Origin of the sequence: Microbacterium testaceum (assembly GCF_020781835.1) — a bacterium.
GTDB lineage: Bacteria > Actinomycetota > Actinomycetes > Actinomycetales > Microbacteriaceae > Microbacterium > Microbacterium testaceum_H.
The window spans coordinates 182054-195512 of record NZ_JAJGNJ010000004.1 but is presented as its reverse complement, the minus strand read 5'-3'; the positions used below and the strand labels follow the sequence as shown (position 1 = coordinate 195512).

General features: G+C 68.2%; 14 protein-coding genes. 4 read left to right on the top strand and 10 right to left on the bottom strand.

The genetic code is table 11. The annotated features are described in order from the left end of the window. Nucleotides 1-959 precede the first annotated feature (959 nt). From LL239_RS18125 to LL239_RS07980, 4 genes are all read right to left on the bottom strand, one after another. Nucleotides 960-3347: a hypothetical protein gene (locus tag LL239_RS18125; protein WP_374197620.1), complete on the bottom strand. Its 2388-nt coding sequence runs from the start codon at nucleotides 3345-3347 to the stop codon at nucleotides 960-962. A gap of 71 nt (nucleotides 3348-3418) precedes the next feature. Continuing rightward, complete coding sequence (locus LL239_RS07990) at nucleotides 3419-3943, bottom strand: hypothetical protein (RefSeq protein WP_045246583.1); 525 nt, start codon at nucleotides 3941-3943, stop codon at nucleotides 3419-3421. A gap of 138 nt (nucleotides 3944-4081) precedes the next feature. Then, nucleotides 4082-4696, bottom strand: coding sequence for a hypothetical protein (locus LL239_RS07985; protein ID WP_102209673.1), 615 nt, complete (start codon nucleotides 4694-4696; stop codon nucleotides 4082-4084). A gap of 9 nt (nucleotides 4697-4705) precedes the next feature. Next, nucleotides 4706-5146: a single-stranded DNA-binding protein gene (locus tag LL239_RS07980; RefSeq protein WP_048809344.1), complete on the bottom strand. Its 441-nt coding sequence runs from the start codon at nucleotides 5144-5146 to the stop codon at nucleotides 4706-4708. Nucleotides 5147-5417: 271 nt separating this feature from the next. Here LL239_RS07980 and cmtR (LL239_RS07975) point away from each other — a divergent pair, with 271 nt between their 5' ends. The 4 genes from cmtR (LL239_RS07975) (at nucleotide 5418) to LL239_RS07960 (ending at nucleotide 8744) form a co-directional block, all read left to right on the top strand. Then, nucleotides 5418-5777, top strand: coding sequence for a Cd(II)/Pb(II)-sensing metalloregulatory transcriptional regulator CmtR (gene cmtR / locus LL239_RS07975; RefSeq protein WP_228162999.1), 360 nt, complete (start codon nucleotides 5418-5420; stop codon nucleotides 5775-5777). Beyond that, complete coding sequence (locus tag LL239_RS07970; RefSeq protein ID WP_228162905.1) at nucleotides 5774-7675, top strand: heavy metal translocating P-type ATPase; 1902 nt, start codon at nucleotides 5774-5776, stop codon at nucleotides 7673-7675. The genes cmtR (LL239_RS07975) and LL239_RS07970 overlap by 4 nt, the downstream gene beginning before the upstream one ends. 47 nt (nucleotides 7676-7722) lie before the next feature. Further along, nucleotides 7723-8271: a signal peptidase II gene (locus LL239_RS07965; protein WP_102209671.1), complete on the top strand. Its 549-nt coding sequence runs from the start codon at nucleotides 7723-7725 to the stop codon at nucleotides 8269-8271. A gap of 122 nt (nucleotides 8272-8393) precedes the next feature. After that, nucleotides 8394-8744, top strand: coding sequence for a hypothetical protein (locus LL239_RS07960; RefSeq protein WP_228162904.1), 351 nt, complete (start codon nucleotides 8394-8396; stop codon nucleotides 8742-8744). Nucleotides 8745-8755: 11 nt separating this feature from the next. Here LL239_RS07960 and LL239_RS07955 read toward each other — a convergent pair whose 3' ends face one another. The 6 genes from LL239_RS07955 to merB form a co-directional block, all read right to left on the bottom strand. Continuing rightward, nucleotides 8756-10567 carry a type IV secretory system conjugative DNA transfer family protein gene (locus tag LL239_RS07955; RefSeq protein ID WP_228162903.1) on the bottom strand — a complete coding sequence of 604 codons (1812 nt, stop codon included), beginning with the start codon at nucleotides 10565-10567 and terminating at the stop codon, nucleotides 8756-8758. Beyond that, nucleotides 10564-11073, bottom strand: a complete 510-nt coding sequence (locus LL239_RS07950) for a hypothetical protein (protein WP_052671989.1) — start codon at nucleotides 11071-11073, stop codon at nucleotides 10564-10566. The genes LL239_RS07955 and LL239_RS07950 overlap by 4 nt, the downstream gene beginning before the upstream one ends. A gap of 272 nt (nucleotides 11074-11345) precedes the next feature. Next, nucleotides 11346-11654 (bottom strand): hypothetical protein, encoded by a 309-nt coding sequence (locus LL239_RS07945; RefSeq protein ID WP_045246590.1) that lies wholly within the window; start codon nucleotides 11652-11654, stop codon nucleotides 11346-11348. Continuing rightward, on the bottom strand, nucleotides 11651-12310 hold the full coding sequence (locus tag LL239_RS07940; protein WP_228162902.1) for a cation transporter: 660 nt from the start codon (nucleotides 12308-12310) through the stop codon (nucleotides 11651-11653). Before LL239_RS07940 ends, LL239_RS07945 begins: the two co-directional genes overlap by 4 nt. Then, the gene (cmtR, locus tag LL239_RS07935; RefSeq protein ID WP_045246592.1) at nucleotides 12307-12669 is read right to left on the bottom strand and encodes a Cd(II)/Pb(II)-sensing metalloregulatory transcriptional regulator CmtR; all 363 of its coding nucleotides are present in this window, start codon (nucleotides 12667-12669) and stop codon (nucleotides 12307-12309) included. Before cmtR (LL239_RS07935) ends, LL239_RS07940 begins: the two co-directional genes overlap by 4 nt. Nucleotides 12670-12765: 96 nt before the next feature. Further along, nucleotides 12766-13428, bottom strand: a complete 663-nt coding sequence (gene merB / locus LL239_RS07930; RefSeq protein WP_045246593.1) for an organomercurial lyase MerB — start codon at nucleotides 13426-13428, stop codon at nucleotides 12766-12768. Nucleotides 13429-13459 lie beyond the last annotated feature (31 nt).

The window sequence follows — 13459 nt, the reverse complement described above, 5'->3', positions numbered from 1 at the left end:
GGCGAGGGATGCGACGTACTGTTCCAGCTCGACGGTCGGCTGCACCGGCACGGTGGAGGGCGCGCGGCTGCCGTCGTCGCGCTGCACGAGCGCGGGCACGGGCAGGTCGAGGTCTTCAGCGGTCTTCACGTCGGCGAACACCGACCACATCCGGAGCAGCTCCTGCCCGTTCTGGAACCGGGCGAAGCGGGTCTTCATTCGGAAGGTACTGCCGGTCGGCGAGATCTCCATCTGCGTGACCAGCTCGCCGAACGTTGCCGCCCACGCATCGAACGCGCCGACACCCGCCGACTCCAGCACGTCGGGCCGCAGGTATCGCTGCATGACATAGGTTTCGGTGATCGAGTTCGAGATGGGCGTCGCGGTCGCGGCGGTCACGACCCGCTCGCGCCCCGCGGAGCGGAGGTATTCGAGCTTCATGTGCAGGTCGCTCGCGCGATCCGAGCCCTCGATGGCCGCGTCCCTGATGTTCGACTCGGTGGCGAGATTCTTGTACATATGCATCTCGTCGACGATGACGTAATCAATGCCGGTGTCCTCGAAGCAGACGCCGCGGTCGCGGTCGGAGTCGAGCCGATCCTTGAGCTTGTTCTCCATCGCCAGGAGCTTCCGCTGGATGCGCTTGACGCTCATCCGCTGCTCGCCGGTCGCCTCGCCCAGCACTCGCCGCACGTCGTCTACCTGCCCGCGGATGTACTCCTGCTGCGTCTCGGCGCGCAGCGGGATCTTGGCGAACGCCCCCTGCGTGAGGATGATCGCGTCCCACTCGTTCGCGGCAGCGCGGGCGACGAACAGCCGCCGCTTGTCTGCCGTGAGGTCGAGGCTCGACGCCGCGAGCACGCGGGCGCGCGGGTAGATCTGGAGCCACTCGCGCCCGAACTGCTCCAGCATGTGATTCGGCACGACCACGACGGGCTTGCCGATGAGCCCCATCCGGCGCATCTCCATCGCGCCCATAATCATTTCCGCGGTCTTGCCCGCGCCGACCTCGTGGAACAGGCCCGCGGCGGGCTCGGACACCATGCGCGCGACAGCGGCTCGCTGGTGCGTGCGCGGCTCGAAGTTCGACGCCAGGCCGGGCAACGACAGATATGCCCCGGCATCCGTGTAGTCACGGAGCACGATGGAGTTGAAGCGGCGGTTGTACTCGTCCACGAGCGCCTGCGCGCGTGCCGGGTCTTCCCACACCCACTCGCTGAACCGCTCTTGGAGGCCGTCGGCCTTCTCCTGCGCTGCGGCGGTCTCGACGGGGTTGAGCACGCGACGCACCTTGCCGTCGATGTCCTTCTCCTCGTCGTAAACGAGCATCGTCCGCTGCTCCATGACGGCCTGTGCGATGTCCGGCGCGGGGCGGCGGGGCGTGCCCCATTCCGAGGTGGAGGGCAGCCCCTGCCGACCGCCGCGAATCTCCCACATGCCTGGCAGCGGGTTCTCCACGCGAACGTCGGGCGCGCGCAGAGTGCTACGCAGGAACTGCTCGTGCACGTCGGCGCTGATCCAGACGGCGCCGAGCTTCGCGTGGATGTCCTGGATGCCCAGCGGCGCGGGCAACACCTCAGCGAGCGCATCGACGTTGACCTGGAACTCCGGGTCGTCCTCGGCGCGGAGCCGTGCCGCTTCGAGCTTGACCCGCACGTCGCCCGACAGATACTCCGGCGTGGGGTGAGCTGGTTCGTGACCGGATCGGCGAACACGAGCGTTCCCAGCGCCGCGCGCGCCTCGCGGTCGTTCATGCCGAGCAGATCGGCGACGAGGGTGATGTCGATGCGGCCGGTGCGGTCGAGGCTGACCGCTATGGCGTCGGCCGGGCTGTCGACACCCTGCACCTCGGCGCGCGGCACCACCACACGGTGGCTCATGATCGCGGCAGGCGACGCGGACTGATCCTCGTCGTCGAACTGCTCCAGCGCGAGCACCAGGGGACCGAACGGGTCGGAGCGCAGCAGCCGGATCGGTGTCGGCACGATGCGCGCGAAGGTCTCCTCGCCGTCCTCGTTCGTGCGCCCGGTGGGGCGCAGCGTGTAGCGGTTCAGCGCCCCGTAGGTGCCGACGTACTTCAGGTAGTCGCGGCGCAGCGTCGTGCGGGTGAGCACGATGTCAGGCGTGTCGTCCACGCTCGCCGCTTCCGCGGTCAGCAGGCGGGATGCCCCGTCGCGCAGACGCAGCAGTGCGCGTAGCTCGCGCTCGGCGGACTTCGGCACCGCAAGCGGCTCCAGCGAGCCGGAGACAACGGTGCGGAAGCCGCCGGTCTCGCTCGCCACGATGCTGCCGTCCCATAGCTCCGGCGCCGACGGGGTGAACGCTGCCCGGCGCGCCTGCTGCTCGGCGGTGCGCTCGGTCATCGTCAGCCCGGCCCGGCGCGCGGAGAACACGATCTGGTCGACGGCGACCGCGAGTTCCGCCTCCAAGTCAGCCAGATCGGTCGTGATGGTGAGCGTGGCCGCGTCGTACATCCCGTGGCCGACGCCGACCTCCCCGAGCATCTGCTCCGGGTGCTCGTCGAAGTAGCGGTTGATCCGCATCGGCACGCCGTCGATGGGCACCTGCGCGACCGTCTCCCAGGCGTCGTCGCGCATCTGCTCGCCCTCCGGTCGCCGCCGGAACACGAGCAGGTCGGTCACCACCTCCGTCCCTGCGGCGCGGCGGTGCGCCCCGGTGGGCAGGCGGATCGCGCCCACGAGGTCGGCCAGCTCGTTCATCTCCCGCCGCGCGCCGGGGTTCTGCGCGTCCATCGTGAAGTGCGAGGTCAGCACCGCGACGATTCCGCCGGGCCGGGTCAGGCGCAGCGACTTGATGATGAAGTGGTTGTGCATCGACTGCCGGGTCGCGTTGTGCAGCGGGTCGTGCAGAGTGACCCTGCTGAACGGCACGTTGCCGATGGCTGCGTCGAAGTGTCCTTCAGGCAGTCGGGTGTCGGCGAAGGACTCGGCGCGGACGGTCGCGTGCGGGTACAGCTCGGCGCAGATCGCCGCCGTCAGTGGATCGAGTTCCACCCCGGTCATCTGCGCCGACGCCGGCGCGAGGCCGATGAACGTACCCGCGCCGGAACCGGGCTCCAGCACCGCGCCGCCGCGGAACCCCAGCCCGTCCAGCAGCCGCCACACCTGCCGGGCGATCATCGGGTCGGTGTAGTGCGCGTTGATCGTCGTGCGCGCGGCGGCATCCCACTCGTCGTCGCTCAGCAGCTCGCGCAGCTCAGCGCGCTCGGCATCCCATTCGGGCTTCAGATCATCGAAGACCTCGGGGATCGCGCCCCAGCTCGACCAGCGGGCGAGCACGCGCTGACCCTCTGGAGACGCGGGGCGACCCGTCGAGTTCAGATCGTGGATGAGGCGGATCGCCTCCACGTTCGCCCGATAGCGTGCCTTCGCGCCCGAGGGGCCAAGGTCGTCCTGCGAGGCGGGAACGAACCGAGGCGCTACCGCAGCTCGCGGAAGAAGCGGATCGTCGCCGCCTCGGCGAGCGTCGCCCGGTTCGCCCGCATGTACTCCCGTGGGGGCTCCGTCGCCACGAGCTCCAGCAGGAACTCGACCGGCAGCGCCCACGTCTTCGCCATCTCCTCCAACTCCACGGAGGAGGGCATCGAATCCGGGCAGTCCTGCATCCGCTCGGCCCAGAGGACCAGGTTCTCGTCGGAGGGACGGGTCTGCTCCCATTCCTCCCGTGCCTGATCCAGCGGCAGGCTCGGGTCGGTGACCCACGCCAGTTGCGACATCACGACCTCCTCCGCCTGTCTCCGGGCCGCTGTCAGCCGGGCGACCTTCTGCAAGAAAGTCTCCCCCTGCCGGTCGCTGCCCGCCAGCATCGACGCGAGGTTCGTCACCTGCGCCTGCATCTCCAGGCCCAGCGTCTCGAAGAACGTCGCCGGATCGCTCAGCTCCGCCACTCGGCTCGGAGCTGTCGCCTGCCAGTGCTCCAGCGCCATCTGCCCGTACTTGTTCATCGCCTGCCCCGGTTTCGCGAGCGGTGGCGAGCGCGGTGTCGGCGGCGGGCTCGTCGAGCCCCCACAGGTCGAACTCCAGTTGCCCCGGCCAGGGCTTCCGGGATCGCTGCCGCGCCATTCGCCGTCACCGCCCGCGCCCTACTGCTCCGCCGCGAGATGGGCGTAGAACTCGTCCTCGATGGCCTGCCTGCGAGCCACGTCGTCCTTGACGAACTGCGTGAAGTCGGCATCCCGGTCGGGGATCACCGTCTCCACCAGCATGGGATGCTCGTCCTCGCCCGGCCACACCGCCTGCCGCGTCGGACGGTCGGTGTTGAGCTTCGTGCCGCACGCGGTCACCGCGTCCCGAAGCTGCGGCACGAACGCCCAGAAGTCGCGCCACCAGCCGAACGGTGCCGAGCCGTGCTGCTTCTTGTCGTAGGCGTTGAGGTAGTGCTGCCGCAGCGCCGACAGCGGCCACACCAGCTCCGGGTGCCGATGCCAGAACGGCGGCACGACGTTCACGCTCAGGCCGAACTCGTGACGCAGCCAGTTCACGAAGGCGTTCAGCTCCAGCCACTCCACCTGCGCCTCGGCCGCGGTCAGGATGTTCCAGTTGACGGGGCGCGGCGGCTCCGGCGTGTCCTTCGCCTCGGCGTCCGGCTCCTTGGCCGGCCTCGGCGAAGGTGTCACCGGCTCGGGCTCCGGTTCCTCGAGCGGAGGCACATCGAAGTCGGGGTCATCGGGCGGGAACAGCGTCTCGTCGGTGGTCATGACGCGGCCTCACAGCGTCATCGGACGGGGTGACGGTTGCTGGGGGATGGTCGGGTCTGGCGCTTCGATGGCTGCGCTCTCGACGTGCTGCGTGCGCGAGCGGCCGCGATCGACGGCGTAGCTCGTGCGGGCGGCATCGGGGCCGATGTGCGTGGCGATGAACTCCTCGCCGCTGATCGTCTCGCCGTTCTTCTCGTAGCTGAACTTCTGGACGTGCCCGCTGGCGACGAAGGTGTCGCCGCGCGCGAACTTCTCGTAGGCGTGCTCCGCGGTCTTCCGGAACATCTTGAACGGGTAGAACTTCGTCTCGCCCTGGGTGAACGAGCCGTCCGGGTTGCGCTCGAACTGCTCCTGACCGATCCAGGCGAACAGTCGCGCCTCTCCTTTCTCGTTGAAGGACAGTTGCGGGTCGCTGGCGAAGAAGCCCCACAGGGACTCTTTGGTTCGCATCGGGATGCTCCTAACTTCTCCTGCCGAGAGAGGATTGCTACCCGATAGGTGCGCAAGCTCGATCGTCCGCGCCCCGGGCTACTGTGATGACATGGCTGAGAGGCGAGCGTCGCCTGGGCAGAGAACGCTGTAGGGACTCTTCGGAAATGTCCATTTCGTGGAGGAAATGTCCACGAGATGTCTATCCGGGACATCTTCCGGGAGGATCGCGGGTCGAAGAGCGAAGGTGCAAGCGCGAGACCGAGTACAGCCACTGATGTATAGTCAGCATGTGATGACTATTGCCGATCGACTCGATGTGATGAACCGGCTCGGCCGAGCTATGGCCGACCCGACCCGCTCTCGGATCCTCCTGACCCTCTTGACCGGCCCGAGTTATCCGGCGGTGCTGTCTCGTGATTTGGGGCTGTCCCGCTCGAACGTGTCGAACCATCTGACGTGTCTGCGCGGGTGCGGGATCGTGGTGGCTGAGCCCGAGGGCCGGCAGACCCGGTACGAGGTCGCAGACCCGCACCTCGCGCGCGCGCTGACGGCGCTGGTTGATGTGACGCTCGCGGTCGACGAGAGCGTGCCATGCATGGACCCGGACTGCGGGGTCGAGGGCTGCGTGGCGGGGGAGGTTCGGGCGTGAGCGCGGTCACGGGCTCGCAAGCCGAACACGTCGACCTCGACGACGATGATGACGATCACCGGCCGTGGTATCGGAGCCCGAGCGTTCTGATCCCGATCGCCTCCGGCGTCGCGTTCGCCGCCGGTCTGGTGTGCGAGTGGACCGGCGCGGAGACCGCGGGTCTGGTGTTGTTCTGGATCGGTCTGCTGCTGGGCGCGTACACGTTCGTGCCGGGCGCGCTGCGCAAACTGTTCACCAAGGGCAAGCTCGGTATCGGCCTGCTCATGACGATCAGCGCCACCGGGGCGGTGATCCTCGGCTACGTCGAGGAGGCCGCCGCACTCGCGTTCTTGTACTCCATCGCGGAGGCGCTGGAAGACAAGGCCATGGACCGCGCCCGCGCAGGGCTGCGGGCACTGTTGAAGCTCGTGCCCGACACCGCACTCGTCAAGGGCGGCGACGCCACCACGGAGGTGGAGGCGAAGGAGCTGCGTGTCGGCGATGTGCTCGTTGTCCGGCCGGGCGAACGGATCGCGACAGACGGCATCGTGCGTGCCGGGCGGAGCAGCCTGGACACGTCCGCGATCACAGGCGAGTCGATCCCGGTCGAGGTCGAGCCCGGCATTGACGTGTCGGCCGGGTCGATCAACACCACCGGCGTCCTCGAGGTCGAGGCCACCGCCGCTGGCACCGACAACTCGCTCACCACGATTGTGGAACTGGTCGAGCAGGCGCAGGCCGAGAAGGGCGACCGCGCCCGCCTGGCCGACCGCATCGCCCGCCCCCTCGTTCCCGGCGTGATGATCCTCGCCGTGCTGGTCGGCGTGCTCGGGTCGCTGCTGAGCGGCGACCCCGGGGTGTGGATCACCCGTGCTCTGGTCGTGCTGGTCGCAGCGTCGCCGTGTGCTCTGGCGATCGCTGTCCCGGTCACCGTCGTATCTGCCATCGGCGCCGCGTCAAAGTTCGGTGTGGTTGTGAAGTCCGGTGCCGCGTTCGAGCGATTCGGTGGCATCCGCCACCTCGCCGTCGACAAGACCGGCACTCTGACCCGCAACAAGCCCACTGTTACCCATGTCGTCACCACCGGCGCGACCCAGGATGGTGTGCTGGCATGGGCAGCGAGCCTGGAAGGCCACAGCACGCATCCCCTCGCCGCAGCGATCACCAACGCGGTTCCCGGCGCTCCGGCCGCTACAGACGTCCGCGAGACCGCCGGCCACGGCATTGTCGGCACCCTCGACGGAGCTCGTCTCGCCGTAGGGAGTCCACGTTGGCTAGACGCTGGCACGCTGGCCGACGAAGTGCAGGCGATGGAGTCCGAGGGGATGACCGTTGTCATCATCCACCGCAACGACCAGCCAGTCGGCGCGATCGGGGTGCGGGACGAGCTGCGTCCTGAGGTTCCTGAGGTCATCGCCACGCTGAACCGGCGCGGGATCGGGGTGACGATGCTCACCGGCGACAATGCCCGCACCGCCGCGGCCCTCGCCGTACAGGCCGGCATCAGCGACGTGCGCGCCGAACTGCGTCCCGAGGACAAGGCCGCCGCTGTCGCGGAAATGTCGAAGTCGCAGCCCACCGCGATGATCGGGGACGGCATCAACGACGCCCCCGCTCTCGCGGCCGCGGACCTGGGGATCGCGATGGGGGCCAAGGGCGCGGATGCTGCGATCGAGTCCGCCGACGTCGCGTTCACCGGCCACGACCTGCGTCTCATCCCGCAGGCTCTCGCTCACGCCCGTCGCGGCCGCAGCATCATCAACCAGAACGTTGTGCTGTCCATCGCGATCATCGCAATCCTGCTGCCGCTGGCGATCACCGGCATTCTGGGCCTCGCCGCCGTGGTGCTGGTGCACGAAGTCGCGGAGGTCATTGTGATCCTCAACGGGCTCCGCGCGGCGCGGCGCACGAAGGCATGACCGGTCTCGTTCACGGCCTCGCGCAGGGAAGGGCGGATGCCGTGAAAATGAATTCCGCCGGCCCTATTGGCTCGCGCGTCCGACCACGTCTATTCCTGATCGCGTGCGCCGTCGCTGCCGGGGCGGTGCTGATCGACCAGGGAACCAAAGCACTCGCCCTTTCACGGCTCAGCGAACAAGCCCGCATCCCACTCCTCGGAGACTGGCTCGGCTTGCAGCTCGCGTTCAACCCCGGCACCGTCATGTCCCTCGGATCCGGCTCAACCTGGCTGCTCACCATCATCGCGGCCGCGGCATCCGTGGCTCTGCTCATCGCCGCCACGCGCGCCCGCACCGCCGGGTGGGCGGTCGCGATTGGCCTGCTATGGGGCGGCGCGGTCGGCAACCTCCTGGACCGCCTGCTCGCCCCACCCGGATTCGGTCGCGGCCACGTCACCGACTTCCTCGCCTACGGCAACCTGTTCATCGGCAACCTTGCCGACGTCATCCTCGGTGTCGGCGTCGCCCTCGGCATACTCCTCTACGTCTCGCAGTCGAAGGGCAGAAGGTCGAGTCATCAGCCCGACGAGCACAGATCGACTCCGAAAGACATCTAGAAGCATGCTCGCGGCGGCTTTCGAGGACATTCCGCCTGTCACTTCCGCGTCCTGCCGCTGCGAAGATGGACATTTCTGAGCGGTCCCTACAAACGCGAGAGGTAGGTCGTCCAGTGTCGTTCGTGAACAACTCGACCGGCGAAGAGTTCGAGGATGAGGACGAGTACCTGCGTTCGATGAAGCAGGATGACTCCTACCAGTTCTCATACGACTATGAGTACGTCGCCGACAGATTCGGCGACGGTGATGACGACGTGAAACTGGAGAACGCGAGGCTCAACGTCTCGCTGTCTTGGGATGACTCCTCGGCTCCGGGATACGTCGTCTCGTATACCGTCGATTCGCCGACCCCGATTCCAAACGACTGGACGGGCGACGCCGACCAGATCTTCAATGACTTGTGGCTTGCCGTTACCGCGGACCTGAGTTCGCTTGGTATCGGCTCGCAGCTGCACAAAGACTGGCCGATCTAGCCTCCTCACAGTCAGTCGTCGGTGACTGTTGCCTCACCTATCCCTGCGGTGCCCGGCCGCATGATCGCCTCGACCTCGGCGCGCTGGGCGAGCAGCGTCTCGGCTTCCGGCCGATGGAGCCAGTAACGCATGGTCGTGATGATCGGCGGCGCGGAGCGCAGCAACACGAGCGAGGTGCCCTGGGGCAGGGTGCGGATGTCTTCGACCTTCATGATCGGGACGCGGCGGATCGAGCGTTGGTTCGAGCGCAAGCCGCGCTCCCCGATGGTCACGGAGTCAGTCGTCTCGTCGCGTTCGCCGATCAGTGTGGAGATGTCCTGGAGGTGCCGTGTGTCCGTCCCGCCGCCGAGGACGATCTTGGTGATGCTCGCATCCCACATCGCGGTCGCGGCGTCGTCGCCCCAACGACCTCGCGCCTGGGCGAGCGACTGGAACACGGGCATCACCGTGAGCCCGGTGCCGCCGCCCTCCGCCATGAGGACCGGAAGCGAAGGCAGAGGCGCGAGGTTCCCGATCTCGTCGAGCGCGAGCAGCACAGGCGGATCGAGCCGCGCGCCCGGCGAGCGCGCGGCGATGCGCCGAGCCGTCTCTACGAGGTCTTCGATGAACGCCGCGACGAGCGACGAGGACGCCCCCGCTCCGGCTCCTGTCGCCAGCAGGTAAAGCGTGCCGGACCCGCGCAGGAACGCCTCGGGGTCGAACTGCTCGTCCTCGCTGGGGCTGACCGCCTCCAGCACCCGTGGGTCGGCGAGCGAGGCGAGGGAGAGCGAGACGCCCTGCCAAATGGAGTCGCGGGTGCGAGGGTCGGATTGCAGCATCCCGTCGAGCGACTCGGCCCATCCGGTCGCGGCGTGGGGGTGCGACGCGAGAATGGAGACGGCATCCGCCGCAGCCGCAGGGTCGAGCGTCCAGCGGAATAGCTCGGCGGGTTGCCGGTGATCGAGCGCCGCGGCGTGCAGAAGCGCCTGTAGCGCCGTGCGCGTCTTGCCTTCCCAGAATCCGCCGTTCTCGACAGAGGGGCCGGAGAGCCCGGTTCCCGCGGCGAGACCTGTGCCGCGGATCATCGCGGTCAGGGGCACCTCGCACCCGCGGATCGGTGACCACCGCAGACCCGCGGGCACGCCCTCGGCGAGGTGCTGGGGATCGAACACGGAGACTGGGCCGCCGTGCGACTGGCGGGCGCGGAGCGTCGCCGTGAGGTTGTCTGGCCGGGTCGAGGTCGTGATGACCGCACCGGGCGCGTCGAGGATGGTGTTGATGACAATGTTCGCGCCCTTGCCGGATCTCGGCGGGCCGATCAGCAGGATCGAGTCCTCGACGGATGTCCACACGCGCTTGCCGCGCGAGGTTCCAAGGAGGTAGCCGACCTCCTCGGGCTTCGGCTCGGGGAGCGAGGGGCGCAGCGTCGTCGCGCGACGCAGAAGGTCGCGTTCGGATGCGGCGCGCTGCACGTCGCGCGCGTCGGCGATTCCCTCGATCCGGTTCGGGTCGGCCTTGGTCCGCTTGCCCAGCTCGCGCACCCATCGCCAGATGAACCACGCCGCGGTACCGATGGCGGCGAGCAGGAGTGCGGCGGTGATCCAATAGGCGACGGGGCTGAGCGACGCGGAGCCGAGTGCCGAGCCGGGGTCGTCGGCGTGGAAGACCACTCCGACTCCCGCTTCGAGACCCGCCGCGGGCTGGGGCGCGCCCGTGACGAACGCAGCGATGCTCCCGGCGAAGCGGAGCGCACCGGCCAGCAGCATCGCACCGACGAGCGCGCCGAGGGCGAGGTTCGTCAGTTCGTCGCCGAACGCCCCGGCTCGCGGTGATGAGCTGGTCATGCCGGGTGTCCGACGATGCAGGTGCCCGAGACGCGGCCCAGCAGGATGACCTCGTGCGTGGGACTCAGATCGAGCAGACTCGGCTCGACGATCGCCCGTGCTGTGCCCTCGCTGTCAGCCCCGGTGTGCCGGACGATGACGGCGACCGCGACCTCCTCACCAGGCACGTAGCCCTCGCCGTTCTGGCATGGGAGAGGGTGCGCTGGTTCGGTTGTATCTGGCGCAGGGCTAGTCTGGTCGACCGGGGCCGGCGACTCGGGAAGGGATGAGCTGAGGAATGTGGGATGAAGCGGAGCCGTCACGATGTCCGTGTAGACCCTCCCGTCGAGTTCGTGGACCACGATGCGCACGGGCGAGTGGCGCTGTTCGACGACCTCGCTGATGATCTGCGCGAATGAGTGCCGGTGCCACGGCGGGGCGAACGTCGGCGCGCCGAACGGCTCCCCGTCGACTGCGACGCGGAGCGTCGCGTCCGGCTGCACCGTCATCGTCACGACCGGCAGCACAGGCGGCACGTTCGCAGAGACCTCCCGTTCTGCGCTCTCTTGGCGTGCGAGGCGTCGCCGGGCAAGTGTGATGGCCATCTCACGCTGTCCCAACTGCCGTGAGTTCGCGCGAGTGGTCTCGTCGGGGATGGCTCATGCACACTAGGTGCGCCCGGTGTGCTGGCGCGTTGACGAATCTCAGCGAATCCTTGGAATCGTGCCAGTTGGTTCAGGAATATTGGCGTTCATTCACCGCTCCTGAACTCGCACCATTCAGGCACGCCCGCACCCGGCTACCCGACGTTTAGCGCTGCGATCTGTTCCGGCGTGCCAGTGACGATGAGTCGAAGGTGGGCGTGGGTCTCGTCGATACTCCAGTCGACGAAGGCGCAGCAGGTGCTGTCAGCCGCGACGAGCTCTCGGAGCCGTCGGGTGGAGTCGTCGACCTTGGCGTAGTGGATGGTCAGGCGAGCGTCGGTGCGCTCGGTCTCGAGCGCGTAGTCCTCGTCGAACGCTCGCCACTTCTCCACCTGCGCTTTGCCGGCAGCCGGGGCGAGGGTGCAGGCGATCGGTGGGCCGTTCAGCGGGCCGACGTGCGTCATGGGGTGGCCTCCTCGTGGTCGAGGTCTTCGAGGACTTCCAAGGGGGATTCGATGTCGCCGCGCCATGCTTCGATGCCTTCCCGGATCGCGAGGACCGCGACGACGAGCGCGGCGACGGAGTCCGCCCACGCCCACTCGAACAAGCTGTTCAGCAGCAGGCCGATGAGGACGGTGCCGGAGAGGTAGATGCACAGCAGGAGCTGCTTGGCGTCGGCCTGCACGCTCTTGGAGCCGAGCTCGCGGCCGGTGCGGAACTCGAACCAGGCCAGGCCGGGCATCACGATCAGGCTCGCGACCGCGATGCCGATGCCGACCGGGCTGTGCTCCGGCTCGCGGACCCCGGTGAAGGCGAGGATAGCGTCGACGGTGATGTAGGCGGCGAGGGCGAAGAACGCGACCCCGATGATCCGGACGGTGGCCTTCTCCCACAGCTCGGGATCCTTGCGGGTGAACTGCCAGGCGATCGCGGCAGCGGAGGCGACCTCGATCACCGAGTCCAGCCCGAACCCGATCAGCGCGGCCGAGGAGGCGAGCGCGCCGGCGGAGAGGGCGATGATCGCCTCGATGACGTTCCAGGTGATCGTGAAGAAGACGATGAACTTCACCCGACCGTGCAGCCGGGCGCGGCGCTCGTCGGTCAGCGTCGCTGCGCTCATCCGGCGGTGGCCTCGGTGTCGCAGCAGCCGAGGACTGTGCAGCCCGGGTCCAGGCACGGCGCGCTCTCGTCGACGGCGAGCGTGACATCGACCAGGGCGGTCAGGGCCGCGGTCAGGTGCGGGTCGGCGATTTCATACCGGGTCTGCCGGCCCTCGGGCTCAGCGACGACGATCCCGCAGCCGCGCAGACAGGCCAGGTGGTTCGAGACGTTGGTGCGGGTCAGGTCCAGGTCGCGAGCGAGCTTCGCCGGGTAACCGGGCTGCTCCAGCAGCGACAGCAGGATGCGGGAGCGGGTCGGGTCGGCCATGGCCCGGCCGAGCCGGTTCATCACGTCCACCCGCGAAGCAAGAGTCAGCATGGAGTGACTATACAGCGAACGGTGACCTATTGGAAGGCTGGGAGGGTGAGGGACCAGCGCGCCACACGGCAGACATCGCGAACGCGCCCACCGCGATCAGCAGCAGACGGCGCCATTCAGCCCGGATCGGTCAGGGGACACGGTGGCGGGGTCGAGGTGCATCGACTCGACGAGTGCGGTGGCGAGTTCGAAAGCTGCGGCAACGGGGATGGTGGTGGCCTCGGGGTGGCGTTCGAGCCATGGTGCGGCTTCGTCGGGTGAGGCGAAGTAGTGGACCTGGTTGCAGAACGCGGAGCGGATCTGGCTGAGGTCTTCCGGGTTGACGAGCGAGACGACCGCGGTGCGCGGTTCGACGCTGGTGACGCCGGTGGCGTCGACGCTGATCCGAACCGGCGTGCTGCCCTCGCGTTGTGAGGATTCGATCCGACCGGGTCGGTCGAGCAGCTGCGGGAAGATTAGGGTGTCCAGCGCGCACCAGGTGTAGAGCTGCTCCCCGCCGATTTCGAAGTGGTGGCGGGTCGGGCGAAGGGTCAGACCTTGACCGATGATCTGGCCTTCGTCGTCGTATTCGGTGTCGGGAACCGCGGCGAGCGCGGCCTGCACTTCGTCGGCGGTCCGCCCCGTGGCGGTCGCCAGATCGGCGATGGTGACAGGTTCGCCTTCGGCGAGGAGCTTCAGAAGGGGGAGCCAGAGCCAGATTTCCAGCCCGGTCTCAGCAGTGGCGAGGCGGTCGGTGATCGCGGCGGGTTCGTTGGTCATTCTCTTTTCCTTTCAGATGGATCTGGTGATG

Coding starts and splice junctions, on each gene's coding strand:
- LL239_RS07990 (WP_045246583.1), bottom strand. CDS start 3,943: ATGAACAAGTACGGGCAGATGGCGCTGGAGCACTGGCAGGCGACAGCT.
- LL239_RS07985 (WP_102209673.1), bottom strand. CDS start 4,696: ATGACCACCGACGAGACGCTGTTCCCGCCCGATGACCCCGACTTCGAT.
- LL239_RS07980 (WP_048809344.1), bottom strand. CDS start 5,146: ATGCGAACCAAAGAGTCCCTGTGGGGCTTCTTCGCCAGCGACCCGCAA.
- LL239_RS07965 (WP_102209671.1), top strand. CDS start 7,723: ATGAATTCCGCCGGCCCTATTGGCTCGCGCGTCCGACCACGTCTATTC.
- LL239_RS07955 (WP_228162903.1), bottom strand. CDS start 10,567: ATGACCAGCTCATCACCGCGAGCCGGGGCGTTCGGCGACGAACTGACG.
- LL239_RS07945 (WP_045246590.1), bottom strand. CDS start 11,654: ATGACGCACGTCGGCCCGCTGAACGGCCCACCGATCGCCTGCACCCTC.
- LL239_RS07940 (WP_228162902.1), bottom strand. CDS start 12,310: ATGAGCGCAGCGACGCTGACCGACGAGCGCCGCGCCCGGCTGCACGGT.
- cmtR (WP_045246592.1), bottom strand. CDS start 12,669: ATGCTGACTCTTGCTTCGCGGGTGGACGTGATGAACCGGCTCGGCCGG.
- merB (WP_045246593.1), bottom strand. CDS start 13,428: ATGACCAACGAACCCGCCGCGATCACCGACCGCCTCGCCACTGCTGAG.